The sequence below is a fragment of the Streptomyces sp. RK9 genome, from assembly GCF_045070545.1.
Taxonomy (GTDB): Bacteria; Actinomycetota; Actinomycetes; order Streptomycetales; family Streptomycetaceae; genus Streptomyces; species Streptomyces alboflavus.
Map to the genome: position 1 here is coordinate 84333 of NZ_CP173705.1, position 26592 is coordinate 110924.

Here is a 26592-nt window from a genome sequence, read left to right on the forward strand (position 1 = left end):
GGGGCGGGACTGGGGCGCCCCGCGAAGGCCGGCCCGCCTCAGGCCTGGGGGTGGTGGGGCGGGATGGGCGGGAGTTCGCCGGTGGTCTCGTAGTGGGAGAGCATCTCGATGCGGCGGGTGTGACGGGACTCACCGGAGTACGGCGTGGCCAGGAAGATCTCGACGAACTTCGTGGCCTCGTCCTGGGTGTGCATCCGCCCACCGATCGAGATCACGTTGGCGTCATTGTGCTCACGCCCGAGCGCAGCGGTCTGCTCACTCCACGCGAGAGCGGCCCGCACCCCCTTCACCTTGTTCGCGGCGATCTGCTCCCCGTTCCCGGAGCCGCCGATGACGATGCCGAGGGCCTCGGGGTCCGCGGCGGTCTTCTCCGCGGCGCGGAGGCAGAAGGGGGGGTAGTCGTCCTGGGCGTCGTAGATGTGGGGCCCGCAGTCGACGGGCTCGTGCCCGTGCGCCTTGAGCCATTCGACGAGGTGGTTCTTGAGTTCGTAGCCGGCATGATCCGAGCCGAGGTACACGCGCATGGCCGAAGTGTGGCACGCACGGGGGCGGGCAGCTGCCGTGGGGCGGCCGGGCACCCCGTCCGACCACCGATTGGTGCAGGCCAATGCCCCTGTCCGGTCATCGAGCGTAAGCGCTCGTTCACTCAGGATTCCGCGGAATACAACGATCCGGAGACGGGCCTTTCGTCCCGTCCGCCGCTGCGCTTTTAATGCGGAGGCTTGTCCCCGCGAACCAAAGGATCTGCCTATGACCTCGCAACCGTCCCTTGCGAAGGAAGACAGCACCGACGAAGGACCCGGCAATTCGCAGCCGGGCGGTGGGAACGGCGGCGGCGACGGCCTGCAGGCCGGCCTCAAGAACCGTCACCTGTCCATGATCGCCATCGGTGGCGTGATCGGCGCGGGTCTCTTCGTCGGTTCCGCCTCCGGCATCAAGGCCGCGGGCCCGGCGATCCTCGTCTCGTACGCCCTCGTCGGCACCATGGTCGTGCTCGTGATGCGGATGCTCGGCGAGATGGCCGCGGCCCGGCCGACGTCGGGCTCCTTCTCCGCCTACGCCGACCAGGCGCTCGGCCGCTGGGCGGGCTTCTCCATCGGCTGGCTGTACTGGTTCTTCTGGGTCGTCGTGCTCGCGGTGGAGGCCACCGCGGGCGCCGTGATCCTGGAAGGGTGGATACCCGCGATCCCGCAGTGGGGCTGGGCGCTCATCGTGATGGTGGTGCTCACCGCCACGAACCTGGTCTCGGTCGGCTCCTACGGCGAGTTCGAGTTCTGGTTCGCCGGCATCAAGGTCGTCGCGATCGGCGCGTTCGTACTCATCGGCCTGCTCGCCGTGTTCGGCGTGCTGCCGGGCTCGGACAACCCGGGTGAGGGCTTCGCGCATCTGACGGACGCGGGCGGCTTCATGCCGAACGGGGCGGGCGCCATCCTCACGGGTGTCCTGATGGTGGTCTTCTCCTTCATGGGCTCGGAGATCGTCACGCTCGCCGCCGGTGAGTCGGAGGACCCGCAGCGCGCCGTCACCAAGGCCACGAACAGCGTCATCTGGCGCATCGGCGTCTTCTACCTCGGTTCGATCTTCGTGGTCGTGACGCTGCTGCCCTGGGACGACAAGTCCATCGAGAAGCACGGGTCGTACGTCGCCGCGCTGAACTCGATCGGCATTCCGCACGCCGGTCAGGTGATGAACGTGATCGTGCTCACCGCGGTGCTCTCCTGCCTCAACTCCGGCCTCTACACGGCCTCCCGCATGGCGTTCTCGCTCGGCCGGCGGGGGGACGCGCCGAAGGCCTTCGCGCGCACCGACTCCAACGGCGTGCCGCGCGCGGCCATCCTCGGCTCGGTCGTCTTCGGCTTCGCCGCCGTCTGGTTCAACTACCAGTGGCCGGAGACCGTCTTCGACTTCCTGCTGAACTCCTCCGGCGCCGTCGCGCTGTTCGTGTGGCTCGTCATCTGCTTCACGCAGCTGAAGATGCGCGGCATCATCCTGCGCGAGCAGCCGGAGAAGCTGGTCGTGAAGATGTGGCTGTTCCCGTATCTGACCTGGGTCACCATCGGGATGATCTCGTTCGTGATCGTCTACATGCTGTACGACGACGCCGGGCGCAAGCAGATGGTGCTCTCGCTGCTCGTGGCGGCCCTCGTGCTCGGCTTCTCGCTGGTCCGCGAGAAGGTCCGGCCCCGCTCGGACGAGGAGCTCACCGAGGCCTGACAGGTCCCGACGCCCTGTGCGGGGCGTCCGCGGGAGCGGCAGTGGCTACTGCTGCTCCGCGGACGTCCCGCTTTTCACTGCCGTAATACATGACGGACGATGTCAAGTTTTTCGTCCAGGGTGTCCCCGACAGCAGAGATCGAAGCAGGGAGAGACCCGTGGACCTCAGCGCCCTCACCGACCGGCGACTCGTCCTCCGCCCCGGCGACGCCGCGTACGACGACGAACTCGCCGGTTTCCAGACGGGATACGCCCAGCGCCCCGACATCGTCTTCGCGGTCACCGGCACCGACGACGTCGTCGCGGCCGTGACGTACGCCGCCGACGCGGGCCTGCCCATCGGGGTGCAGGCGACCGGCCACGGCCTGCCGGACGCGTCGGCGGGCGGCGTCCTCATCAGCACCCGCCGCCTGGACGAGGTCGCCGTGGACCCGGCGGCCCGCACCGCGCGGGTCGGCGCCGGGGTCCGCTGGGGGCAGGTCGTCGCGGCCGCGGCGGAGCACGGCCTCGCGCCCCTGAACGGCTCGGCGCCGTCCGTGGGCGCGGTGTCGTACACGCTGGGCGGCGGACTCGGCGTCCTGGCGCGGGAGTTCGGGTACGCGGCCGACCACGTGCGGTCCCTGGACGTGGTCACGGCCGACGGTGCCGTGCGGCACGTGACGGCCGAGAGCGAGCCGGAGCTGTTCTGGGGGCTGCTCGGCGGCGGCGCGAACCTCGGCATCGTGACGGCCCTGGAGATCGGCCTGGTCCCCGTGACGCGGCTGTACGGGGGCGCGCTCGCCTTCGACGGGCGCGAGGTCGACCCGGGGGCGGTCCTGCGCGCCTACACGGCCTGGACCGAGACGGTGCCCGACGAGGTCACCTCGTCGCTCGCGGCGCTTGTCTGCCCGGATCTGCCGATGGTGCCGGAGGCGCTGCGGGGCCGCTATCTGGTGACGGTGCGCGTCGCGTACACGGGCACCGCGGCGGAGGGCGAGCGGCTCGTGGCGCCGCTGCGCGCGATCGGGCCCGCGTACGAGGACTCCCTGCGCGAACTCCCGTACACCGAGAGCCACACCATCCACAGCGACCCCGACTTCCCGCACGCCTACTACGGCGAGAGCCGGATGCTGGACGCCCTGGACGGCGACGCCCTGGAGCGGATCCTCGCGCTCACCGGGCCCGCCGCCGACCGCATGCACGTGGTGCAGCTCAACCACCTGGGCGGCGCCCTCGCCCGGCCCGCCGCGAACGCCGTGCCGCACCGGGACGCCCACTGGCTGCTGCGGATCGTGTCACCCGTGAGCGGCGCCGACGGCACCGAGGACACGGACGGCGCCGACCGCGAGACCCTGCGGAAGCTGTACGCGGGCGCGTTCGGGGAGGTGGCGCCCCAAGTCCTCGGGCGGTCCCTGAACTTCACCTTCGCCGGCGGCGACCGGCCCGAGGGGCTGTACGACGCCGGGACGCACCAGAGGCTCGCCGGGCTGAAGGTCACGTACGACCCGGCGAACCTCTTCAGGCGGAACTACAACGTCCGTTGACGTCGACGGGCCGGTGCCCGCACGGCACCGGCCCGCATGTCAGACGTAGGTGATGTCTCAGCGCTTCTCGTTGAGGTACTTCCACGCCAGCGGCACCGCGCCCATCGCGAGCGCCGCCTTGAGCGCGTCGCCGATCAGGAACGGCGTGAGTCCGGCCGCGACCGCCTCGGTGAGCGACATGCCGGTCGAGGCGGCCAGGTACGGCACGCCGACGGCGTAGATGATCGCGGAGCCGAGGACCATCGTCCCGGCCATGCGCGCCATGCTCCGGTCGGCGCCGCGGCGGGCGAGGGCGCCCACGACCATCGCGGCGAGCAGCATGCCGAAGACGTAGCCGAGGCTCGGCATGCCCATGCCCGCCTTGCCCTGCGCGAACCAGGGCATGCCCGCCATGCCGACGAGCGCGTACACCGCGAGCGAGGCCGCGCCGCGGTAGGCGCCGAGCGAGGTGCCGACGAGCAGGGCCGCGAAGGTCTGGCCCGTGACCGGGACCGGGGAGCCGGGGACCGGGACGGCGATCTGGGCCGCGATGCCGGTGAGGGCGGCGCCGCCGAGGACCAGGGTCACATCGCGCAGGCGGGTGGCGGGGATCAGGTCGGCCAGGACCTGACCCGGACGGGATATGGCGGCTGTGCTCATCGGGACTCCGTGATTCTGGGCCAGGGGAAGTGGGGGTCTCCCCTGCTCGAACGAAGCCGAGAGCTCGGGGAAGAGCGGGACGCTGTGACCCTATCCCCGGCGGGGGCGGCGTATCAGGGGGTGCCGGTGACAAAGGCACCGGCCCGGAGTTGGTGGGCTTCGCACAAAGAACCCGGGGCACACCTGGTTCGGCGTGACGCTCGTCACTGAGGTCAGTGCCGCAGGGGCCTCGGTTGCTTCCCGGGACGTCCAGCGGTGACACTGTAGATTCCCGCCAAACCCCTTGAGTCCGTCCCACCGCACTCCTTGAGCACGAGAGCCGACGACACGTGAAGCACGACTCCTTGCCGTCCCGGTCGGCGGTGCCTCCCGCAGGAGCGACGGCGGTCGACGCGCCCGCCGCCACGGACGCGGGGCCCGAGCCCCTCGGCGGCGGCCTCAAGCAGCGCCACCTCACCATGCTCGGCCTCGGCGGCGTCATCGGCGCCGGGCTCTTCGTCGGTTCGGGGGCCGGGATCGCGGTCGCGGGACCCGGGATCGTCCTCTCCTATCTGATCGCGGGCGCGCTCGCGATGTGCGTGATGCGGATGCTCGGCGAGATGTCCGCCGCGATGCCCGCGTCCGGCGCGTTCTCCGTGCACGCGGAGCGGGCGCTCGGGCGGTGGGCCGGGTTCTCGGTGGGGTGGCTGTACTGGTTCCTGCTCGTCGTGGTGCTCGCGGTGGAGGCGACGGGCGCGGCCCGGATCGCGAACGAGTGGGTGCCGGGGGTGCCGCAGTGGACCTGGGTGCTCGTCTTCATGGTGTTCTTCACCGGCGCCAACCTCGCGGCCGTGAAGAACTTCGGCGAGTTCGAGTTCTGGTTCGCCGCCCTGAAGGTCTTCGCGATCGGCGCGTTCCTCGTGCTCGGGCTGCTCGCGATCTTCGGGGTGCTGCCCGACACCGATCCGGTCGGCTTCACGCATCTCACCGGCGACGGCGGTTTCCTGCCGCACGGCTGGGACGGGGTGGTCTCCGGCGTGGTCGTGGTGCTCTTCGCCTTCGGCGGTCTGGAGATCGTGACGATCGCGGCGGCGGAGTCCGACGACCCGGTGCGCTCGGTGGCGCGGGCGGTGCGCAGCGCGGTGTACCGCATCCTCTTCTTCTATGTCGGCTCGATGCTCGTCATCGTGACGGTGCTGCCGTGGACGGCGCAGCAGGCGGGTCTGAGCCCGTATGTCACGGTCCTGGACTCCATCGGCGTCCCGTCGGCCGGGACCCTCATGAACATCGTGGTGTTCGTGGCGCTCCTGTCGTCCCTGAACGCCAATCTGTACGGCTCCTCGCGCATGATCTTCTCGCTCGCCGAGCGCGGCGAGGCGCCGAAGGCGCTGCTTCGGGTGTCGGGCGGCGGGGTGCCGCGCCGGGCGGTGCTCGCCTCGGTGGCGTTCGGCTTCGTGTCCGTCCTGCTGAATCTGAAGTGGCCCGAGTCCGTCTTCCTCTACATGCTCAACTCGGTCGGTGCGGCGCTCCTCTTCGTCTGGGCGCTGATCGCGCTCTCGCAGCTGCGGCTGCGGCGCCGCATCGAGCGCGAGGCGCCCAAGCGCCTGACCCTGCGCATGTGGTTCTTCCCCTGGCTGACGTGGGCGGCGCTCGCGGCGATGGCCGTGGTGATCGTGCTGATGCTCCGGGACGACGGGGCGCGGCCGCAACTGCTGTGGTCGGCGGGCGCGACGGCGCTGGTGATCGCGGTGGCGTGGGTGCGGGAGTGGCGGCAGCGCTCACACGCATGACACTTATGTGTTCATTATGTGAACAAATCTTCACCATGTGTGAGCGTCGTGTCCGTATACCGGTCACCTGTTCCCTGTGAGCGGTACGCGCACTCAGACTGTGGCCCACTTCGCTCGCCACCCCCCGTCTCTGCTACTGAACAGGGCACGCCCATGTCTCGGACGTCCTTGCAGGACGCACCACCCCAGACCGACGCACCGCTCGGTCACGGACTCAAGCAGCGCCACCTGTCGATGATCGCCCTCGGCGGCGTGATCGGCGCCGGGCTCTTCGTGGGCTCCGGCACCGCCATCGCCGCGGCCGGCCCCTCGATCATCCTGGCGTACACGATCTCCGGCGCCCTGGTCATGCTCGTCATGCGCATGCTGGGCGAGATGGCCGCCGCCAACCCGGCGTCCGGCTCCTTCTCCGTGCACGCCGAGCGCGCGATGGGCCCGTGGGCCGGGTTCACCGCGGGCTGGTCGTTCTGGTTCCTGCTGTGCGTGGCCGTCGGCCTGGAGGGCATCGGCGCCGCGAAGATCGTGCACGGGTGGGTGCCGGGGGTCCCGGAGTGGGCCTGGGTCGCCCTGTTCATGCTGGCGTTCTGCGCCACGAACCTCGCGGCCGTGAAGAACTTCGGCGAGTTCGAGTTCTGGTTCGCCGCCCTGAAGGTCGGCGCGATCGTCCTCTTCCTCGGCATCGGCGTGCTCGCGATCTTCGGCTGGCTCCCCGACACCGAGGCGCCCGGCATGACCAACCTCACCGGGCAGGGCGGCTTCATGCCCAACGGCGTGGACGGCCTGATCGTCGGACTGCTCGCCTCCGTGTTCGCGTACGGAGGCCTGGAGACCGTCACCATCGCGGCGGCCGAGTCCGAGCATCCCGTGCAGGGCGTGGCCAAGGCCGTCCGCACGGCGATGTGGCGGATCGCCCTCTTCTACGTCGGCTCGATGGCCGTCGTCGTGACGCTGCTGCCGTGGACGAAGGAGGAGGTCGCGGCGAAGGGCCCCTACGTCGCCACGCTCGACCACCTCGGCATCGACGGCGCGGGCCAGATCATGAACGTCGTCGTCCTCATCGCCCTGCTCTCCGCGATGAACGCCAACATCTACGGCGCGTCCCGCATGGCCAACTCGCTGGTGCAGCGCGGCCAGGGCCCCAAGGCTCTCGGCCGGATGTTCGACGGCGTGCCCCGCATCGCCGTCCTGACCTCGTCGGCCTTCGGCTTCCTGTGCGTGCTGCTCAGCTACTGGCGGCCCGACGACATCTTCCAGTGGCTCCTGAACACCATCGGCGCGATCATCCTCGTGGTGTGGTTCTTCATCGCGATGGCGCAGCTGAGGCTGCGGAAGAAGCTGGAGCGCGAGTCGCCGGAGAAGCTGGTCGTGAAGATGTGGCTCTTCCCCTGGCTCACCTATGTGGCGCTCGCCGGCATGGCGACGGTGTTCGTCCTCATGGCCCGCGAGTCCGAGACCCGCACCCAGCTCTTCTACTCGGGCGGACTGACCCTGATCCTCATGGCCGTCGGCTACGCCCGCCAGAAGGCCATGGAGAACCGGGACGCCGGCGCGCCGCGCCCCTGACCCCGGCCGACAGCACCCGAAGGCCCCGCTCCCCCCTGTGGAGCGGGGCCTTCTGCCGTCCGCGGCACGGGCACCGGTCTCCGGGCCTAGGACGAAGGGCTGATCAACTTCACCGTACTCCTGCTGCTAGCCTGCACTTGCACATAGGTCGCAATAAAGAGGTGCGAGGCGGCGCCGCGCGACACGGCGCGGCAAGCACGCAGAGCACGTCGGAGGGCTCTCTCATGGCCATTTACACGCTTCCTGAACTTCCGTACGACTACGCGGCGCTGGAGCCGGTGATCAACCCGCAGATCATCGAGCTGCACCACGACAAGCACCACGCCGCGTACGTCAAGGGCGCGAACGACACCCTGGAGCAGCTGGCGGAGGCCCGCGACAAGGAGTCGTGGGGCGCCATCAACGGCCTGGAGAAGAACCTGGCCTTCCACCTCTCCGGGCACATCCTGCACAGCATCTACTGGCACAACATGAACAGCCCGAAGGACGGCGGCGGCGGTGAGCCCACGGCCGCCGACGGCGTCGGTGAGCTCGCGGACGCCATCACCGAGTCCTTCGGCTCCTTCGCCAAGTTCAAGGCCCAGCTGACCAAGGCCTCCGCGACGACCCAGGGTTCGGGCTGGGGCGTGCTCGCCTACGAGCCGCTCAGCAACCGCCTGATCGTCGAGCAGATCTACGACCACCAGGGCAACGTCGGCCAGGGCTCGACCCCGATCCTGGTCTTCGACGCCTGGGAGCACGCCTTCTACCTGCAGTACAAGAACCAGAAGGTGGACTTCATCGAGGCCATGTGGGAGGTCGTGAACTGGCAGGACGTGGCCAAGCGCTACGAGGCCGCCAAGCAGCGCGTGAACAGCCTGCTGCTGGCTCCCTGATCCCGGCTTGAGGCCCTCGGGCCACGCCGCACGTCCTGCCTCGTGATCGTCTTCTCAACCTTCATGACGGCAGGCGGATGGACGAAAGGCCCCCTACGAGGACGTGACTCGTAGGGGGCCTTTCGGCATGTCCGGTGCCGGCTCACACATCAGTCGAAAATGGGGCCCTGCGTGCGCGTGCGCTTGATCTCGTAGAAGCCCGGGGTCGACGCCACCAGGAGGGTGCCGTCCCAGAGGCGGGCCGCGGCCTCGCCCTTGGGGGCGGGGGTGACGACCGGGCCGAAGAAGGCGACCTGCTCGCCGTCGGTGCCGGGGACGGCGATGACGGGGGTGCCGACCTCCTGGCCGACCTTCTCGATGCCCTCGTTGTGGGAGGCGCGCAGCTCGGCCTCGTAGGGCGTGGCGTCCCAGTGGTCGAGGAGCGAGTCGGGCAGGTTCACGTCCTTCAGGGCGCCCGCGACGGCCTCCTTGGTGGGGCCCTCGCCCTGGTTGTGGATGCGGGTGCCGAGCGCGGTGTAGAGGTCGCCGAGGACGCCGGCGCCGTGCTCCTGCTGAGCGGCGATGACGACACGGACCGGGCCCCAGGCGTGGTTCGTGAGGAAGTCGCGGTACTCCTCGGGCAGCTCGTCCAGCTTGTCCTCGTTCAGGACGCCGAGGCTCATCAGGTGCCAGCGGACCTCGATGTCGCGGACCTTCTCCACCTCAAGGACCCAGCGCGATGTCATCCAGGCCCAGGGGCACGACGGGTCGAACCAGAAGTCGACCGGGGTCTTGCCGCTCGCGGCGTTCCCAGCGTTCACAGACATGTCTCTCCCTAAGGAATCCGTTCGAGGATCTGGCCGGGGAACATCGGGGCTGTGCCAGGGCATTCCCGGATGTCCGCCGAACTGGGCGCATGCGAGGATCAGAGACGTTCGGACGAGTCGTGCGAGCCATACGCGAGCCACAAGGGAGTGCAGCCCGTGCCCGGTGAGAATCTGTCCCGCGACGAGGCCCAGGAGCGGGCCGCGCTGTTGTCCGTCGAGGGGTACGAGGTCTTCCTCGACCTGCGCTCGGCGGTGGGCGACAGCGACGGCGACGCAGGGGCGCCGCGCACGTTCCGTTCGGTGACGACGCTGCGCTTCCGGTGCGCCGAGCCGGGCGCCGCGAGCTTCGCGGACCTGATCGCGCCGAGCGTGACGGCCGTGTCCCTCAACGGCAAGGACCTGGACCCCTCCGAGGTGTTCGACGGCTCCCGCATCACGCTCGAGGACCTCCGCGAGGAGAACGAGCTGGTGGTGGACGCCCAGTGCGCCTACAGCCGCACCGGCGAGGGCATGCACCGCTTCGTCGACCCTGAGGACGGCGAGGTCTATCTCTACACGCAGTACGAGCCCGCGGACTCCCGCCGGGTCTTCGCCAACTTCGAGCAGCCCGATCTGAAGGCTCCGTTCCGCTTCTCCGCGCAGGCGCCCGAAGGCTGGACGGTGTGGAGCAACGGGGTCGGTGAACTGACCGACGGTGTCTGGCGGTTCGCCGAGACCAAGCCGATCTCGACGTACATCACGGCGGTCGTCGCGGGCCCGTATCACTACGTGACCGACTCCTACGAGCGCGTCTTCGAGGACGGCACCCGCCTGGAGATCCCGCTCGGCGCGATGTGCCGCAAGGGCCTCGCCAAGCACTTCGACGCGGACGACGTCTTCCTCGTCACCAAGCAGGGCCTGGACTTCTTCCACGACCACTTCGACTACCCGTACCCCTTCGGGAAGTACGACCAGGCCTTCGTCCCGGAGTACAACCTCGGGGCGATGGAGAACCCGGGCTGTGTCACGTTCCGCGAGGAGTTCATCTTCCGCGGCAAGGTGACCCAGGCGTCCTACGAGCGCCGGGCCAACGTCATCCTGCACGAGATGGCGCACATGTGGTTCGGCGACCTCGTCACCATGCGGTGGTGGGACGACCTGTGGCTGAAGGAGTCCTTCGCCGACTTCATGGGCTCCTTCTCGATGGTCGAGGCGACACGCTTCACCAGCGGTTGGATCACCTTCGCCAACAACCGCAAGGCCTGGGCGTACCGCGCGGACCAGCTCCCCTCCACCCACCCCGTCACGGCCGACATCCGCGACCTGGAGGACGCCAAGCTCAACTTCGACGGGATCACGTACGCCAAGGGCGCCTCGGTGCTCAAGCAGCTCGTGGCCTACGCCGGGCGTGACGCCTTCCTGGAGGGCGCCCGGCGCTACTTCAAGCGGCACGCGTACGGCAACACCCGCCTCGGCGACCTGCTCTCCGTCCTGGAGGAGACCAGCGGCCGGGACATGACGGCCTGGTCGCGGGCGTGGCTGCAGACGGCCGGCGTCAACTCCCTGACGCCGCAGGTGACCCTGAACGCGGAGGGCCGCATCACGGAGCTGGCCGTGGTCCAGGAGGCCGCAGGCCCCGCTCATCAGTCGGCTCCGCCGAAGGGCACCTCCGAACTGCGCCCGCACCGCGTGGCGGTGGGCCTGTACCGCCGCGAGGCGGGCGACCTCGTGCGGTACGCCCGCGCCGAGGCGGACGTCGAGGGCCCCCGGACCACGGTCGCCGAGCTCGCCGGGGCCGAGGCGCCGGAGCTGGTCCTGGTCAACGACGACGACCTGACGTACTGCAAGATCCGCTTCGACGAGACGTCGCTCGCCACGCTCCGCGACCACCTCGGGGACATCACGGACCCGCTGGCCCGCGCCCTGTGCTGGTCGGCGCTGTGGAGCCTCACGCGGGACGGCCTCATGCCCGCGCGCGACTTCATCGGCCTGGTCCTGCGCTTCGCCGGGCAGGAGTCCGACATCGGCGTCCTGCAGATGCTGCACGCCTGGGCGAACACCGCCCGCACGCACTACGCCGCGCCCAGCTGGCGCGAGGAGGGCGGCCGCGCGCTCGCCGAGGGCGCCCTGCGGGAGCTGCGCGTGGCCGAGCCGGGCAGCCAGCACCAGCTGACGTGGGCGCGGTTCTTCGCGTCGGTGGCGTCGTCGGCGGCCGATCTGCAGCTGCTCCAGGGGCTCCTCGACGGCACGGCCAAGATCGACGGCCTTGATGTGGACCAGGAGCTGCGCTGGGCGTTCCTCGGCGCGCTCGCGGTGAGCGGCGCGGCGGACGAGCAGGCGCTCGCGGCCGAGCTGGCCCGCGACGACACGGCGTCCGGCAAGCGGCATCAGGTCCGCTGCCTGGCCGCGCGGCCCTCGGCGGCGGTGAAGGCGCAGGCGTGGGCCGCCGTGGTGGAGTCGGACGCGCTGTCCAACGCCCTGGTGGAGGCGACGATCGCGGGGTTCCAGCAGCCCTCGCAGCGCGAGCTGACCGCTGCGTACGCGCCGAAGTACTTCGACGTCATCGAGCGGGTGTGGGCGGAGCGGTCCATCCAGATCGGCATGGATGTGGTGCGGGGGCTCTTCCCGCACTTCCAGGACAGCCAGGAGACGCTCGACGCGGCGGACGCGTGGCTCACCGGGCACGAGCAGGCGCCGCCCGCGCTGCGCCGCCTGGTCCTGGAGGCCACGGACGACCTGGCGCGGTCGCTTCGGGCCCAGGCCTGCGACGGGGCCGCGGGCTGAGCTGTCCCACGGGAAGTGCCGGGGCACGCGTGCTGCGTGCCCCGGCGCCCCGGGACGTGTTCGCGCTGTGCGTCAGGTCCCCGCGCGGGCCGGGCCCTGGCCCAGCGGGGCGGGTGAGTCAGCCGATCTGCGCCCCGTAGCGGGAGAGCGCGTCGGTGACCGGGGCGAAGAACGTCTGGCCGCCGCTGGAGCAGTTGCCGCTGCCGCCGGAGGTGAGGCCGAGGGCGCTGGTGCCGGCGAACATGGCGCCGCCGCTGTCGCCGGGCTCCGCGCAGACGTTGGTCTGGATGAGGCCGTTGACGGTGCCCTGCGGGTAGGTGACGGAGACGTTCAGGGCCCGGACCGTGCCGCCGTGCAGTCTGGTGGTGCTGCCGCTGCGCTGCACCTGTTCGCCGACGACGGCCGTGCGGGCGCCGGTGATCTGCTGGGCGCTGCCGTTGTAGAGGTTGACCTCGCTCGGGTGCGCCGTGTTGGCGGTGTACTTCACGATGGCGTCGTCACGGCCGGGGAAGCCGTAGTCCTCGACGGTGCCGATGGCCGAGCCGCCCTGGGTCTCGGACCAGGTGGTGCCGGCGAGGGCGGCGCAGTGTCCGGCGGTGAGGAAGTACGGCTGGCCGTTCTTCACCACGTTGAAGCCGAGCGAGCAGCGCCCGCTGGAGCTGTAGATGGCGTCGCCGCCGCGGATGAGGGGCTGGAACTTGCCCGCGGTGCGCTTGAGCACGGCCTTGCCGTCCTGGGCGGCGACGTCCGCGCGCAGCTTGTTCAGGGCCGCGCCCTTGACCGTGCTGTCGGCGGTGACGACGACCTTGTTGGCGACCGGGTCGACGGCGCGTGAGGTGCCCGGGACGGCGTCGGCGCCCAGGGCCTTCTGCGCGGAGTCCAGCTCGGCCCGTGAGTTCTTGACGATCCTGGCCTCGGCGCCGGCCGCGCGGGCCTCGTCGGCGGCAGCTTCGTCGAGCACGCCGGCGACGAGCTTCTTGGCGGCGGCGTCGTAGTGGGTGCCCGCCAGGTCGCTCTTGAGGTCGGTGGAGAGGGAGTTCGCGAGCTTGCCCGCCGCGGTCGCGGTGAGGGTGTCCGGCGTGGGGGCCGGTGCCGCCGCGCTGGCGTTCGCCATCGTCAGGGTGCCGGCGATCAGCGCGGCGACCCCGACTCCGGTGATGGCCAGACGTCGCCTGCTCGCTCGTTGGGTGTTCACGCAGTACCTCCATGGGGGGATGGACCGCTCAAGTGGGGGGCGGTCATCGGGAGTTACCGGTGCCCGGCACGGGCGCGCCTCAGGGTTGGCCCGAATTACGTCGCGTCCATGCCAAACATCGCGCCGAGTATGACAACGGTGTCCGCCGCCCACAAGAGGGCCTCACCTCACCCCGCGCGCCCCCCGAACCACCGGCGCGGACACCGAACCGGCCATTTTCGGCTCTCGAACGCCCGTACTTTAGGACGGGGTTGTCCGGTTTTGTCGACGGGACGGTAACAGCGGTTAGCGGGCCGTCCGGGGGCGGGAAAGGCCCCGTCATGAACCACAACACCCCGCTCTCCCCCCGCCCCCTGCGCCACCTCACCGCCGTCCAGCGCCGCGTCATGAGCTCCGCGCAACTGCGCGAGCACGGCGTCTCCGGCGCCGACACCAGCGCGCACTGCCGCCCCGGCGGCCCCTGGCAGCAGTTCCTGCCCGGCGTCTACCTGCTCCACCCCGGACCGCCCACCAGCGAGGAGCGGCTGCACGGCGTGCTCCTGTACAGCGGCCGCCCGCCGGCCAAGGAGGCCAGGTCGGTGCCCGCGCAGCCCGGCGCGGGCGAGCCGCACGCCGCGTACGCGGACGCGATGATCACCGGGCTCGCCGCGCTCGCGCTGCACCGCTTCTCCTCCGCGCCGCCGCTGCTCTCCCTGGACCGCATCGACGTCCTCGTGCCCCGCACCCGGCGGCTGCGCTCCACCGGCTGCGCCCGCCTCGTCCGCGCCAGCAGCCTGCCGACTCCCCAGCAGATCACCGGACTTCCCGTCGCCCCCGTGCCGCGCGCGCTCGCCGACGCCGTGGCGCAGCTCGCCGAGGCGGGCGCGGTGCGACGGCTGCTCACCGAGGCGGTGCGCGGCGGCCACTGCGAACCGGCGGCGGTCGTACGGGAGTTGAACAACGCCCGGCTGCTCGCCCGGCCGCACGTGGTGGACGCGGTGGACTCGCTCCTGGCCGAGGGCCGGGCCCTCGCGGAGGACCGGCTCTACGCGCTGGTACGGGACTTCGGTCTGCCCGACCCGCTGTGGAACGTCGACCTGCGGCTGCCGGGCGGCCCGCATCTGGGCGGCGTCGACGCCTACTGGCCCGAGCACTCCGTCGCCGTGGAGCTGGACACGCGGGCGCCGCGCCAGGGCGAGGACGGCCTCGGCTCCCCCCTGGTCGAGCGGGGGCGAGAGCTGGGGGAATGGTCCGAGTACGCCCGTAAGCGCGAGCACTTGGAGCACCTCGGCATCACCGTCGTCCACGTCACCCCGAAGAAGCTGCGGGACACGGCGGAGCAGCAGGCCACGGTCGTGCGCACGGCGCTGATGGCGGCGGCCGACCGGGATCCTGCGGCGTATGTCGTGGTGCTGCCCAGATAGGCAGGCCACGGCGGACCCGCAGGAGGGGAGTGCGGGGGCGGAACCCTGGACGGCGGGGTTTCGCCCCCGTACGCGTGCCCGGGGCGCTCCGCGACGCACGCATGGACCGCCGTGAACAGCGGCCCGCGCCGCCTACTCGCCGCAGAACTCCGCCTCGACCACCGGCTTCAGATCCCCCGTCCAGTCGCCGTTGAAGTTGACCGCGAGCGCGCGGCGCCCGTCGCCGGTGGCCATCGCCTCGGACCGGGAGCCCTGGATGCCGCCGCCGTGCCCCCACACCGCCGTCCCGCAGGAGAGGCGCACGCGCATCAGGCCCAGGCCGTAGCCGACGCCGGGGCCCAGGTCCTTCGCCGGGACCGTCTCCTTCATCTGGGCGAGCTGCTCGTCCGGCAGCAGCCGTCCGCCGAGGAGCGCCCGGTAGAAGCGGTTGAGGTCCGCCGAGCTGGAGATCATCTCGCCCGCCGCGCCCGCCTCGGACGGGTTCAGCTCCGTCACGTCGTACGTCGTGGACCGCGAGGACGGGTCGGCGAACAGCTTGGAGTACGCGCGGGAGCCGGGCGGCGGCAGGGTCGTCCTGGTGCCGGGCACGGAGGTGTGGCGCAGGCCGAGGGGCTCGATGACGCGGGCGCGGATCTCGTCGGCGTAGGAGTGGCCCGTGGCCCGCTCCACGATCATCCCGGCGAGCAGGTAGTTGGTGTTGGAGTAGCCCCAGGCCGTGCCGGGGCGGAACTGCGGCCGGTGGCTCATCGCCATGCCTACCCAGTGCTCGGGCGTCCGGGTGTCGAAGCGGTGCTTCATGAACCCGGGGGTGAAGTAGACGCGTTGGAAGCGGGGGTCGGCGAGGTAGTCGTGGATGCCGCTGGTGTGGTTGAGGAGTTGGCGGACGGTGATCCTGTCGCCGTCGTGACCGTTGCCCCGGACCACGCCGGGCAGCCACTCCCCCACGGTGTCGTCGAGGTCGAGCCTGCCCTCCGCCGCGAGCTGGAGCAGCACCACGGCGACGAACGTCTTCGTGACGCTGCCGACGCGGAAGTGGTCGTACGCGCCGCGCGGCGTCCGGGCGTTCAGGTCGCCGAGGCCCGCGGTGCCGTTCCAGGTCCCGTACGTGTCGACGGCCTGGCCGGTGACGCCGGGGACGCCCGCGGTGACGGCCCGGTCCAGGGCCCGCTGGGTGGCGCGGTGGCCGTGGTCCGCGCCGGGAGCGCCGGGCCGCGCGGACGCGGCGGGTGCGCCGGGTGCGGCCGACACGGCGGGTGCCGCGAGGACGCCCGCCACCGTCACGACCGCGGCCACCCCCATGAACCGCTTGCGTACTGACATGCGTCGTCCCTTCTCCAGGCCGAGACCGTAGCGCAGCGGAGCCGGGGCCCGTGACGCGGACGGCGCGGTGTTCGAACCCGGAGGGCGGCGGGTGCCGGCGCCGGGGTCAGCCCTTGCGCAGGACGAGTTCCGTGTTGCGGTCGCCGGGGTCGCCGCCGAGGGTGGTCTTCGCGCCGGGGGCGTTGAACGACAGCTCCCGGTACAGCGCGGCGAGGCCCGTCTGGGACAGGTCGGCGAAGTCGGTGCGGTGCGGGGCGGCGGACTCGATGAGGGTGGTGAAGAGGGAGAGCGTCCCGTCGTGGTTGTCGACCAGCTCGATGACCCGGGCGAGCTGCGGGAAGTCGATGTGGGACGCGGTGGAGACCTCCCAGAACGCGCCGTGCTCGGTGCGGTGCGGGGTGATGGCGTTCTTGTGGCTGTGGCCGTTCACCCAGGCGAGCACCGAGCGGTGCCGTCCGAGGAGCGCCGCGACCTCGTCGCCGCCGTGCCGGGACTCGCGCGGGCGGCCCGGGTCGGTGCGCAGGTTCCGCATGGACTTGCTGGTGTGGTGGCTGAAGACGATGACGTACGAGGCGTCGCCGCTCTTCTCCACCTCCTTCAACCGCCGCTCCAGCCAGCGCAGCTGAGCCGTGCCGAGGGAGCCCTCGTAGTGGCCCCCGGGGTCGGTGGTGTCCAGGCTGATGCCGAGGACGTCGTCGGTGATGCGGAAGGAGTAGTACTGGGTGCGCTCGGCCAGGTTCTCCTGGGTGTAGCCGTGGCCGACCGGGCCGCGGCCCCGGTGCGCCGGGTCCAGGTGGGCCTTGACGTACTCGGCGGGCGTGAAGGGGGCGCGGGACTCGTCCGGAGTCACCGAACGCATGCGCCGCGCCTCGGACTTCATCACTTCCTTGAAGACGGCGCCCTTCGGGTCGTTGCCCTTCTTGACGTTCTTCCACAGGGCCGCGCCGCGCGCCTCGTCGAGGGACATCAGCTTCCTGCCGCCGACGGCGAACTCGGTGAAGTACGAGTCGCCGGGGGCGTAGCAGCCGCCGGGGAGGCCGTCGTGGTTGCCGACCGTGGAGTACCACGGCAGGTTCAGGCCCGGGCTGTTGACCTCGCGGATCGCGGCGTCGAGGAAGCCGTGCAGGCGGGGGAAGCCGACACCCTTGTCGGCGTCGCGCAGGGCGTCGTCCGGGTGCCAGTAGAGCTTCAGGCCGCTGTCCTGCACGCCCTCGTAGCGGCGTGGGTCGCCGGAGTTGGGGGTGACACGGCCGCCGCTCATCACCTTCAGGAACCAGTCCAGCTCGTTGCGGGAGTTGTTGTCCGTGTTGTCGCCCGTCGTCATCACGAAGTGCAGGGGCGCGCCGGTGGCGGGTGCGCCGCGCAGGCCGTTGACCTGCTCGACCAGCGAGACGGCCCCGGCGACGGACAGCGCCTCCTGCGGACGCCAGGCGCTGGCCGTCTGCGCCCGCAGGTACTCGTAGCGCAGCGGGTGTTGTACGTCCACCAGGTGCAGGTCGGTGAACTGGACGAACGCGGCCAGCGGGGTGCGGCGCGACTCGCGGCCCGGCTTGGCCGCGGCCAGGTCGGCCCGCACGACGCGGTCCCAGGCCGGGCCGTCGGCGAGGCGGCGGTAGCCGGAGGTGCCGCGGGGCGCCGAGACCGTCGCCAGGGTCGTGCCCGAGCGGTACGGGGCCAGTGGGGCCGACGGGGCCCTGCGGGACATCGGGACCGGGGCCGCGGCCGCCGCCGGGGCGGCCTTGCCCGAGCCCGCTCCCGGGCCCAGGGCGTATCCGATGCCCGCGGAGAGGGAGACGGCGCCGGTCGCCGCGAGGAGCGCGCGGCGGTTCACTGTGGAGACGGCGGACGTGGTGGCGGAGGCGGTGGCGGTGGCCGCCGTGGTGGCGACAGAGCGTATGCGCGACATGGCGCGGTCTCCCCGAGTGCGAACGCGTCGGCAGTGGTCGCGGGGGTCCCCGGCGGTCCTCGCCGGTGGACTTCCCGCTCGTACTGGATCGTTGGCAGTGGGGGTGGCCTGCGCGTTAACGTCGCCACAACGGGTGGCGCCGATCACCGTAAGTGGATCAGGGCACACTTTGCGTGTGCACGCGGTGCTCGTTGGGGGGTGGGGTGGTGGTTGCTCTGCGTTCACTTGCCGGGGTAGGGGGCCCTGCCGGGGGCTCCCCAAGCCCGCCCCTTCCCGTAACCGGGGCTGCGCCCCTGGGCCCCGGGGGTGGGTGTCCCGTGCGGGTCGGCCGGTCCTCCCCCGAATCGGCGCTCCGCGCCTCGTCCTCAAACGCCGGACGGGCTGGATAGTTGCCGGGGCGGGCTGGGAATGCGCGGGGTTCAGCCCGTCCGGCGGGTGCGTTTCAGGCCCCTGCGGCGGGTAATTTTCAGCCCCTCCGGCGTTTGAGGAGCGGGGGTCTGGGGGCGGAGCCCCCAGTTCGGGAAGGGGTGGGATTGGGGAGCCCCCGGCTACGGCACATGCCCGTCCGCCGGGCGGGTGCGCCAGAGGGTGAGGCCGACGTCGACCAGGCTCACGCGGTCCAGCGCGGCGACGTCGTCCAAGGGGTGCCACGCCGCCAGGTCCGTCGAGCCCGAGGTCTCGTGGCGGAGGGAGCCGCCGGTGACCCGGGCCTCGTAGACGATGCGTACGCCGTGGAAGTCCGCGACCGCGCCGAGACGTCTCGGGTAGCGGCGGCGCAGCGAGTCGACACCGAGGAGCGCGACGGGTTCGACGGTGTAGCCGGTCTCCTCGTCGGCCTCCCGGATCACCGTGTCGTACGGATCCTCTCCGTGGTCCATGCCGCCCCCGGGCAGCGTCCACCGCTTGCTGCCGTCGCCCGCGACCCAGCGGGCGAGCAGCACGGACCCGTCGCGTACGCATACGGCGTAGGCCGCCACCCGCAGTTCCTTGTGCACGGGCCGACGTTAGACCGCGTTCAGGGGTTAGGCACGTCCTGTTACCGGAGTGGTGGGTTGGCGGGTGAGAGGACGGGGGCGGACCAGGTCCAGGGGGAGGCGGCCGTGGTCTCGTGGGTTTCGATGAGGGTGAGGCGGACGGTGCGGGTGCCGTCGGGGGCGTAGCGGGTGCGGGCGGTGCCCGTGAGGTGGAGTGCGGTGCCCGTCGTCCAGTCCAGGAAGAGCAGGCCCGCGCGGGGGTCGCGGGCGAGGTTGCCGAGCGTCAGGAACATCGCGTTGCCGGGGTAGTCGGGCCACTCCAGCTCGCGGGCGGAGAGGACGCGTACGAAGCCGGGGTTGCCGCCGCGGTGGGTCGCGTCGGCGCCGTGTTCGTGGACGGTGGCGAGGAAGAAGGTGTCGGCGGCCGCGACCGCGTCCTGCTGCGCGGGGGTGAGGGCGGTGCCCCGGGTGGTGCGGGGGCGGGGCGCGGGAGGGCGGGCGGCGCCCAGGAGGCGGCGCTGTTGCAGGTACTTGGGGCAGTTCGAGAAGACCTGGTCGGCCTCGACGGCCAGGCCGCGCGGGGTCGGCCGGGACCGGCCGTTGAGCCGCATCCGGCGCCGGGTGCGCGGGTCGAGGGCGAGGGTGCCGACGGGGGTGCCGGGCACCGCAAGGGCGGCGGCGAGCGGGTCCCCCGGCACGGGGCCGCCCGCCACCGACAGCTGGCGCGGCCCCGTGGCCCGCAGGAATCCGGGCTCGCCGGTGAGCGGCGACGCCCACACCCGCCCGCTCACCGGATCCGCCGCGCCGATCACCAGCATCGGCTGGAGTTCGAGGAACGCGGCGGCGACCGGCCGGATGCCGGGGCCGATGGACCGGCCGACGTGGTCGGCGAGTTCGCGGACGCCGACGCGGTCCTGCACGGCGCGCGAGCCCGGGTGGTAGGGGTCGGGTGGGGTGTACGTGGTGTCCACGGGGTCGTCCTTCTCGAAGAAGTCGAGGGTCGGTCCGGGGCCTGTCCGACCCGTCGGACAAGCCCTAGAAGAAGCCGCAGGTCGGCGCCGCCGCCACGGGCGCCTGCGCGGACTCGGCGCCGGTCGGGGCGTAGATCTCCAGGCGGATGCCGTCCGGGTCGTGGAAGAAGATCCCGCCGGACGCGGCGCCCTCGCCGTGCGGCACGACGCCGTCGTAGGCGAACTCCACTCCGTACGCCCGCAGCTCCGCCTCGTGCGCCCGGACCCGGTCGATCGTGTCGACCTCGAAGGCGAGGTGGTGCAGGCCCGCGGGGCCGCGCTCGAAGGGGGCCTCCGCCTGCTGCCAGAGCGTGAGGGTGAGCGCGCCGCCGTGGCCGAGGAAGGCGAAGCGGCGGCCCTCCTCCTTGCCCTCGGTGATCACTTCGAGGCCGATCACGTCCCGGTAGAAGGCGAGGGAGCGGTCGAGGTCGGTGACGCTCAGGCCGATGTGGCCCGTGCGCGGGGCGTGCGGAGGCATCGTGCCGCCTTTCGACAGGGGTGGCCCACCCGTGCGGGCTAACCGTCTACATCCAGATTAGAGGTTATAGATCGCGGAGGTCAACCGGTCACGTACCCTTGACTGGTTAGCACTGAAGGGAGCACCGATGCCCGCCGCCACCCCGCCCGACCCCCGCCCCCTCACCGGCGAACCCCTCTCCCTGGACCTGCTCAACACCCGGTGGGTCCACGACGGGGGACGCGCGGACCTGCTCGCCGGCACCGGCGGGCTCACGGACGTCGAGGGGCTGACCGTCTGGCTCGGGGCGCACGGGCTCGACGGGCGGTTCGCCGCCGACCGGCGCACCCTGGAGCGGCTCCTGCGCGCCCGGGACGCCCTCGCCGGGGTCGTCGACCTGCCGGGGAAGCCGGGCGGGGCCCCGGACGCCGTGGCCCGGGTCGACGCGGTGCTCGCGCACGGCCGCGTGCGGGCGACGCTGACGCCGGAGGGGCCGGGCGAGGAGGCCGAGTTCGCGGACCCGTCGTGGGGGCCGGCCTGGCTGGCCGCGCGGGACTATCTGGAGCTGCTCACCACCGCCCCCGACCGGATCCGCGGCTGCGCCCACGAGGCGTGTGTCCTGCACTTCTTCGACACCTCACGGAACGGCACCCGGCGCTGGTGCTCGATGGCGGTGTGCGGCAACCGCGCGAAGGCGTCCCGTCACTACGCGCGGTCGCGGGACAGCTAGCCGCGACCGCGTGGGGCGTTCGCTCGCGTTCACGCGGGCGTCAAGTCCCGTTATGGTGCGCCTTGTTCCCGATGGCGTATGGCGGAAGTACGCCATCGGGCCATTCCGGCCCCGGGCAACTCTCCCCAAACAGGCACCCCTTACGTAAGGCTGAGCGGTCATCCGGCCCCGTATTCCGGACCCTCGCTGTATCGGCTCGACCAGCCGATCTTTACGTACAGGGATGCTGATGACCCTCGATCCACACCACGCGCCCCAGGGCGCGAGACGCGGCGACCGCGCCAGACGCACCGCCCGCCTCGCCACCGCGATAGGCGTGGCCGCCGCACTCTGCGCGGCGGCCCCGCTCCCGCTCGCCCTCGCCGCCGACGGGCCCTCCCCCGCCCCGGCCGCCCCCGCGCCCAAGGACGCCGCCGCGAAGCTCGGCGCCCAGGACGCCGAACTGCTCGCCGACGCCAAGGCGGAGGGCGAGAAGACCGTCACGATGATGGTCGCCACGAAGCCCGGCGCGACCGAGGAGGTCGCCAAGGAGCTGGACGCCGTCAAGGGCGGCTCCGTCGGCCGCACCTACGACAAGCTCGGCTACGTCCGCGCCGCCGTCCCGACCGCGCGCGCCGACGCCGCCATCAAGGCCGCCTCGAAGCTCTCCTCCGTGCACGCCATCGACCTGCGGCACGAGATCGAGCTGGACGACCCGCGGCCCGGCAACACCAAGGGCGCGAAGTCCGCGCAGGGCCGGGCCGCCTACCCGGCGCCGGACAAGAACACGCCCGCCAAGAACCCGTACAACCCGTCCTTCGAGACGGGCGCCGTCGACTTCGTGAAGAAGAACCCGAAGGCGGACGGCCGCGGCATCACCATCGGCATCCTCGACTCGGGCGTCGACCTCGGCCACCCGGCGCTGCAGAAGACCACGACCGGCGAGCGCAAGATCACCGACTGGGTGACGGCGACCGACCCGATCGTCGACGCCGACGCGACCTGGCGCCGCATGACCAACCCGGTGTCCGGGCCCACGTTCACCTTCGACGGCGACTCCTGGAAGGCCCCCGCGGGCTCGTACCAGATCAGCCGCTTCCGCGAGGCCGCGACGACCGGCGGCGACGCCAAGGGCGACCTGAACCGGGACGGGGACACGACGGACACCTGGGGCGTCCTGTACGACCCGGCCGCCGGGACCGTCCGCGTCGACCTGAACGACAACAAGGACTTCGGCGACGACGCGCCGATGAAGCCGTACGGCAAGAACCACCAGGTCGGCTACTTCGGCAAGGACAACCCGGCGACCGACGTCGTCGAGCGCGTGCCGTTCGTCGTGGAGATCCGCAAGGACGTGCCGACGGACCCCTACGGCGGCGACTGGGTCGGCAAGAAGGCCGACTTCGTGAACATCGGCCTCATCGAGTCCGAGCACGGCACGCACGTCGCGGGCATCACGGCCGCCAACAAGCTGTTCGGCGGCAAGATGAACGGCGCCGCCCCCGGCGCCAAGCTGGTGTCCTCGCGCGCCTGCACCTGGACCGGCGGCTGCACCAACGTCGCGCTCACCGAGGGCATGATCGACCTCGTGACGAAGCGCGGCGTCGACATCGTCAACATGTCGATCGGCGGCCTGCCCGCGCTCAACGACGGCAACAACGCGCGCGCCGAGCTGTACAAGCGCCTCATCGACACCTACGGCGTGCAGCTCGTCATCTCGGCGGGCAACTCGGGCCCCGGCGCCAACACCATCGGCGACCCCTCCCTCGCCGACCACGTCGTCTCCGTGGGCGCCTCGGTCTCCAAGGAGACCTGGGCCGCCAACTACGGCTCCGAGGTGACGAAGAAGAACGCCATGTTCAACTTCTCCTCGCGCGGCCCGCGTGAGGACGGCGGCTTCCAGCCCCTGGTGACCGCGCCGGGCTCGGCCATCAACACCACGCAGACCTGGCTGCCGGGCGGCCCCGCCGCCGAGGCCGGCTACCAGCTGCCCGCCGGCTACTCGATGCTGCAGGGCACGTCGATGGCGTCGCCGCAGGCCGCGGGCGCCTCCGCGCTCCTGCTCAGCGCCGCCAAGCAGCAGCGCGTCGACCTGACCCCGGCGAAGCTGCGCACCGCGCTGACCTCGACCGCCCACCGCATCCCGGGCGTGCAGGCCTACGCGCAGGGCACCGGCCTGATCGACGTCGTGGACGCCTGGAGCGCGATCAAGGGCGGCGCCAAGGCCCATGAGTACACGGTCAAGGCGCCCGTCGACACGGCCCTGGAGCAGGAGCTGAAGAAGCCCGGCACCGGCCTGTACGACCGTGAGGGCGGCCTGAAGAAGGGCCAGAAGAAGACGTACAGCGTCACCATCAAGCGGACGACGGGCCCGTCCCGTCCCGTCATGCACAAGCTGGCCTTCGCCAACAACCACGGCAAGACGTTCCGCCTGGTCGGCGACGACGACGTGCTGCTGCCCCTGAACACGGCCGTGACCGTGAAGGTGCAGGCCAAGCCGGAGTCGTACGGCCTCTCCAGCGCCGTGCTCACCGTGAACGACAAGCGCACCCGCGGCATCGACCACCAGATCATGACGACGGTCGTCGTGGCCAAGGACCTCGCCAAGCCCTCCTTCACCACCTCGTCGACCAGCTCGGTGCAGCGCAACGGCACCAAGTCCCTCTTCGTGACGGTGCCGAAGGGCGCGAAGACCCTTGAGGTCGCGCTCAGCGGTCTGAAGGACAAGAGCCAGACGCGGTTCATCTCCATCCACCCGTACGGCGTCCCGGTCGAGTCGACGTCCTCGCTCGTCTGCTACCCGGACTTCCCGAACCCGGACAACACCTGCCGCCCCGACCTGCGTTCGTACGCGAACCCGACGCCGGGCGTCTGGGAGATCGAGATCGAGTCGCGCCGTACGTCGCCGCTGCTCGACAACCCGTACAAGGTGAGCGTCGCCGCGCTCGGCGTGTCCTTCGCGCCCGCGCCGCAGAAGCTCGCGGAGGCCAAGTCCGGTCAGGCCGCGCCCGTCACCTGGAAGGCGACGAACAACTACGCCGCCGTCGCGGGCAAGCTGAAGGGCGGCACGCTCGGCTCGGCCGCCACCGCGCGTCCCACCATCAAGCAGGGTGAGAAGCAGACCACGACGGTCGAGGTGCCCGCGGGCGCCGAGCGGCTCGACGTGGCGATCGGCTCCACCGCCGACGCCGCCGCCGACCTGGACCTCGCGGTCCTCAAGGACGGCGTGCCGGTCGCCAGTTCGGCGGACGGCGACTCCGAGGAGTCGGTGAGCCTGACCAAGCCCGCAGCGGGCAAGTACACCATCGAGGTCGCGGGCTACTCCATCCCGTCGGGCTCGACCGCGTACGACTACCGTGACGTGTTCTTCTCCCCCTCGCTCGGCCAGATCAAGGTCGACGAGACGAAGAAGGTCGAGCTCGCGAACGGGGCGTCGGCGGACGTCTCCGCCGAGGTCGTCGCGAGCGGGCCCGCCGCCGCGGGCCGCGTCCTGTTCGGTGAGGTCAGCCTCCTGAACGCGCGCGGGACCGTCGCGGGCACGGGCAGCGTGACGGTGGAGAAGGTCACCCCGTAACGCTGAGAGCGCATGAGAACGGGGGCGGGCACCGAGTGCCCGCCCCCGTTCGGCTGTCCGGACCGCGATCAGCCCATCCAGCCCTTCCGGCCCTTCAGGAAGCCGGAGTTCACTTCTTCAGGGAGCTGAGGTCGTGGGCGTAGGTGCCCACCGCGTGCGCGATGACGTCGATGTTCGTCGCGAACGCCTTGCGGCTGATGTTCTTCAGGTCGTCGCCCGCGCCGTGGTAGTTAGGGTCGTACGGCTGACCGGCCTTGCCGCCCGCCTTCGCCGCCTGCTCCTCGGTCTTCAGGCCCTCGGCGCCGGTGAAGGTGCCGCCCGCCGGGATGCCGTTGGCGATGAACGCCCCGTAGTCGGAGCGGCCGTCGAAGTCGGTGCCCCAGTGCGGGACCTTCTTCTTGTCGAGGAAGCCGTTGATGAGCTTCTCGATCTGGGCGGAACCGGCCGGGCCCGCGCCCGCGCCGACCTTGTCGGAGTCGTCGCCGTCGTAGACCAGCTCCGCCGCGTTCGGCGAGGCGATCATGTCGAAGTTCAGGTACAGCTTGATGTTCTTCTTCTGCTTCGCCGACAGCGACTTGACGTAGTGGTCGGAGCCGAGCAGGCCCAGCTCCTCGGCCGACCACCAGGCGAAGCGGACCTTGTTGGTCAGCTTCTTGCCGCCCTTGGTCTCCTTGGCGAGCTTCTCGGCGACCTCGATCAGACCGGCGGAGCCGGAGCCGTTGTCGTTGATGCCGGGGCCCTCGGGCACGGAGTCCAGGTGCGCGCCGAGGCCGACGACGCGGTCGGCGCGGCCGCCGCGGGTCTCGGCGACGACGTTGCGGGTCTTGTGCGGGACGGCCTCGGTGGCGACGTCCACGGAGACCTTGACCTCGCCCTTGGCGAGGTCGGCGGCCAGCTTCTCGCCCTCGGCCTTGGTGATGCCGACGGCCGGGATGTGGGCGTTCGCCGGGACCTCCAGGTTGCCCTTCACGGGCTGGTCGCCGGAGTGGTTGTACAGGACGAGGCCGATGGCGCCCGCCTTGGCCGCGGCGGCCTCCTTCTCGGCGAAGGTGCAGGTGCCGCGCTTCACCAGGGCGATCTTGCCGGTGAAGGTGTCGGACGTGTAGTCGTCGGCCTCGCAGCCCGGGGTGTCGTCGACGCGGGCGGCGGCGAGGGGCGCCTGGATGCCGCCCTCGGGCGTGGCCTTGCTGAAGTCGAACGCCAGGGCGGTCAGCTTGCGCGCGTCGGGCGAGAGCACGGCGGCGCTCTCGCGCAGCGTCTTGGACTCGTAGAACGTGAAGTCCTGGTACGAGACCTTGTAACCGGCCTTCTTCAGGCGGTCGTACACGTACTTCGTGGACGCCTTGTGGCCCTTGGTGCCGGCGGCGCGGTTGCCGCCGTTGGCGTCGGCTATCTCCTGGAACTTCTCCAGGTGGCGGTAGGCGCTCTTGCCGGTGGACTTCTGCACCAGCTTCTTGGCGAGCTTCTTCGCCTGCGCGGACTGCGTCGAGTGACGCTCGGCGCCGCGGGGCGCGTCCTGGGCGCCCGCCGGGGCGGCGGCGAGCAGAAGGGGGGCGGCGACGGCCGCGGAGACGAGAGCGGCCGTGGTCCGGCTGCGGGGTGCGCGCACGGAGGTCCTTCCTTGCGTGGTCGGGAGTCGGCGCCGGTGACCTCCGTGGTCGGGCACGCGGTCGGTCCTTGTCGGGTACGAGACCGGCGTGCGGCGGTGATCAACGGCGAGCGGTGGAAGGACGTTAGCCCGGCGAAACCGCAGTTCAGGGGATTCGCCGGGTTCGCAACCGCGCCTTCACGCAGTTGTCACCGGAACTCAGTACTCCGGAACGTTCCGACCGACACGGAAGCCCGCGCGCCGACACGGCAGCCCGCGCGGCGCCGCTTCAGCACGCCGGTCC

19 protein-coding genes are annotated in these 26592 nt (G+C 71.4%); 9 read left to right on the top strand and 10 right to left on the bottom strand.

The annotated features are described in order from the left end of the window. Positions 1-38: 38 nt before the first annotated feature. Positions 39-524 (bottom strand): ribose-5-phosphate isomerase, encoded by a 486-nt coding sequence (locus tag AB6L24_RS37995; protein ID WP_405663756.1) that lies wholly within the window; start codon positions 522-524, stop codon positions 39-41. A 226-nt stretch (positions 525-750) separates the two neighbouring features. Between AB6L24_RS37995 and AB6L24_RS38000 the strand changes: the two genes are divergently transcribed. Together AB6L24_RS38000 and AB6L24_RS38005 are read left to right on the top strand one after the other, a co-directional pair. Next, positions 751-2214: an amino acid permease gene (locus AB6L24_RS38000; RefSeq protein ID WP_405663759.1), complete on the top strand. Its 1464-nt coding sequence runs from the start codon at positions 751-753 to the stop codon at positions 2212-2214. Between the two features lie 158 nt (positions 2215-2372). After that, the gene (locus tag AB6L24_RS38005) at positions 2373-3737 is read left to right on the top strand and encodes an FAD-binding oxidoreductase (RefSeq protein ID WP_405663762.1); all 1365 of its coding nucleotides are present in this window, start codon (positions 2373-2375) and stop codon (positions 3735-3737) included. Positions 3738-3794: 57 nt separating this feature from the next. On the opposite strand, the gene AB6L24_RS38010 is transcribed toward AB6L24_RS38005, so the two are convergent. Continuing rightward, positions 3795-4376: a biotin transporter BioY gene (locus AB6L24_RS38010; protein WP_405663764.1), complete on the bottom strand. Its 582-nt coding sequence runs from the start codon at positions 4374-4376 to the stop codon at positions 3795-3797. 458 nt (positions 4377-4834) lie between these two features. Between AB6L24_RS38010 and AB6L24_RS38015 the strand changes: the two genes are divergently transcribed. The 3 genes from AB6L24_RS38015 (at position 4835) to AB6L24_RS38025 (ending at position 8583) form a co-directional block, all read left to right on the top strand. Beyond that, positions 4835-6145, top strand: a complete 1311-nt coding sequence (locus tag AB6L24_RS38015) for an amino acid permease (protein ID WP_405664505.1) — start codon at positions 4835-4837, stop codon at positions 6143-6145. A gap of 153 nt (positions 6146-6298) precedes the next feature. After that, positions 6299-7708: an amino acid permease gene (locus tag AB6L24_RS38020; protein WP_405663767.1), complete on the top strand. Its 1410-nt coding sequence runs from the start codon at positions 6299-6301 to the stop codon at positions 7706-7708. A gap of 224 nt (positions 7709-7932) precedes the next feature. Further along, positions 7933-8583, top strand: a complete 651-nt coding sequence (locus AB6L24_RS38025) for a superoxide dismutase (protein WP_030362517.1) — start codon at positions 7933-7935, stop codon at positions 8581-8583. 149 nt (positions 8584-8732) lie between these two features. On the opposite strand, the gene AB6L24_RS38030 is transcribed toward AB6L24_RS38025, so the two are convergent. Then, on the bottom strand, positions 8733-9389 hold the full coding sequence (locus tag AB6L24_RS38030) for a DsbA family protein (protein WP_405663769.1): 657 nt from the start codon (positions 9387-9389) through the stop codon (positions 8733-8735). Between the two features lie 156 nt (positions 9390-9545). Here AB6L24_RS38030 and pepN point away from each other — a divergent pair, with 156 nt between their 5' ends. Continuing rightward, the gene (gene pepN, locus AB6L24_RS38035; RefSeq protein WP_405663772.1) at positions 9546-12152 is read left to right on the top strand and encodes an aminopeptidase N; all 2607 of its coding nucleotides are present in this window, start codon (positions 9546-9548) and stop codon (positions 12150-12152) included. A gap of 118 nt (positions 12153-12270) precedes the next feature. Here the strand turns inward: pepN and AB6L24_RS38040 are convergent, their stop codons facing one another. Then, positions 12271-13347, bottom strand: a complete 1077-nt coding sequence (locus AB6L24_RS38040; protein ID WP_405663775.1) for a S1 family peptidase — start codon at positions 13345-13347, stop codon at positions 12271-12273. Between the two features lie 320 nt (positions 13348-13667). Between AB6L24_RS38040 and AB6L24_RS38045 the strand changes: the two genes are divergently transcribed. Beyond that, the gene (locus tag AB6L24_RS38045; protein ID WP_405663778.1) at positions 13668-14750 is read left to right on the top strand and encodes a hypothetical protein; all 1083 of its coding nucleotides are present in this window, start codon (positions 13668-13670) and stop codon (positions 14748-14750) included. A 132-nt stretch (positions 14751-14882) separates the two neighbouring features. On the opposite strand, the gene AB6L24_RS38050 is transcribed toward AB6L24_RS38045, so the two are convergent. From AB6L24_RS38050 to AB6L24_RS38070, 5 genes are all read right to left on the bottom strand, one after another. Beyond that, positions 14883-16070 (bottom strand): serine hydrolase domain-containing protein, encoded by a 1188-nt coding sequence (locus AB6L24_RS38050; RefSeq protein ID WP_405663781.1) that lies wholly within the window; start codon positions 16068-16070, stop codon positions 14883-14885. 106 nt (positions 16071-16176) lie between these two features. Then, entirely contained in the window at positions 16177-17976 is a 1800-nt protein-coding gene (locus AB6L24_RS38055) for a TIGR03767 family metallophosphoesterase (protein ID WP_405663784.1), read from the bottom strand. Positions 17977-18524: 548 nt separating this feature from the next. Next, positions 18525-18971 carry an NUDIX hydrolase gene (locus AB6L24_RS38060; RefSeq protein WP_405663787.1) on the bottom strand — a complete coding sequence of 149 codons (447 nt, stop codon included), beginning with the start codon at positions 18969-18971 and terminating at the stop codon, positions 18525-18527. 41 nt (positions 18972-19012) lie between these two features. Continuing rightward, on the bottom strand, positions 19013-19921 hold the full coding sequence (locus AB6L24_RS38065) for a pyridoxamine 5'-phosphate oxidase family protein (protein ID WP_405663789.1): 909 nt from the start codon (positions 19919-19921) through the stop codon (positions 19013-19015). Between the two features lie 64 nt (positions 19922-19985). After that, positions 19986-20438, bottom strand: coding sequence for a VOC family protein (locus AB6L24_RS38070; RefSeq protein ID WP_405663792.1), 453 nt, complete (start codon positions 20436-20438; stop codon positions 19986-19988). Between the two features lie 127 nt (positions 20439-20565). Between AB6L24_RS38070 and AB6L24_RS38075 the strand changes: the two genes are divergently transcribed. Together AB6L24_RS38075 and AB6L24_RS38080 are read left to right on the top strand one after the other, a co-directional pair. Continuing rightward, positions 20566-21147, top strand: a complete 582-nt coding sequence (locus tag AB6L24_RS38075; protein ID WP_405663795.1) for a CGNR zinc finger domain-containing protein — start codon at positions 20566-20568, stop codon at positions 21145-21147. 229 nt (positions 21148-21376) lie between these two features. Continuing rightward, the gene (locus AB6L24_RS38080; protein ID WP_405663798.1) at positions 21377-24700 is read left to right on the top strand and encodes a S8 family serine peptidase; all 3324 of its coding nucleotides are present in this window, start codon (positions 21377-21379) and stop codon (positions 24698-24700) included. 109 nt (positions 24701-24809) lie between these two features. Here the strand turns inward: AB6L24_RS38080 and AB6L24_RS38085 are convergent, their stop codons facing one another. Continuing rightward, positions 24810-26309, bottom strand: a complete 1500-nt coding sequence (locus AB6L24_RS38085; RefSeq protein ID WP_405663801.1) for a M28 family peptidase — start codon at positions 26307-26309, stop codon at positions 24810-24812. Between the last annotated feature and the right edge of the window lie 283 nt (positions 26310-26592).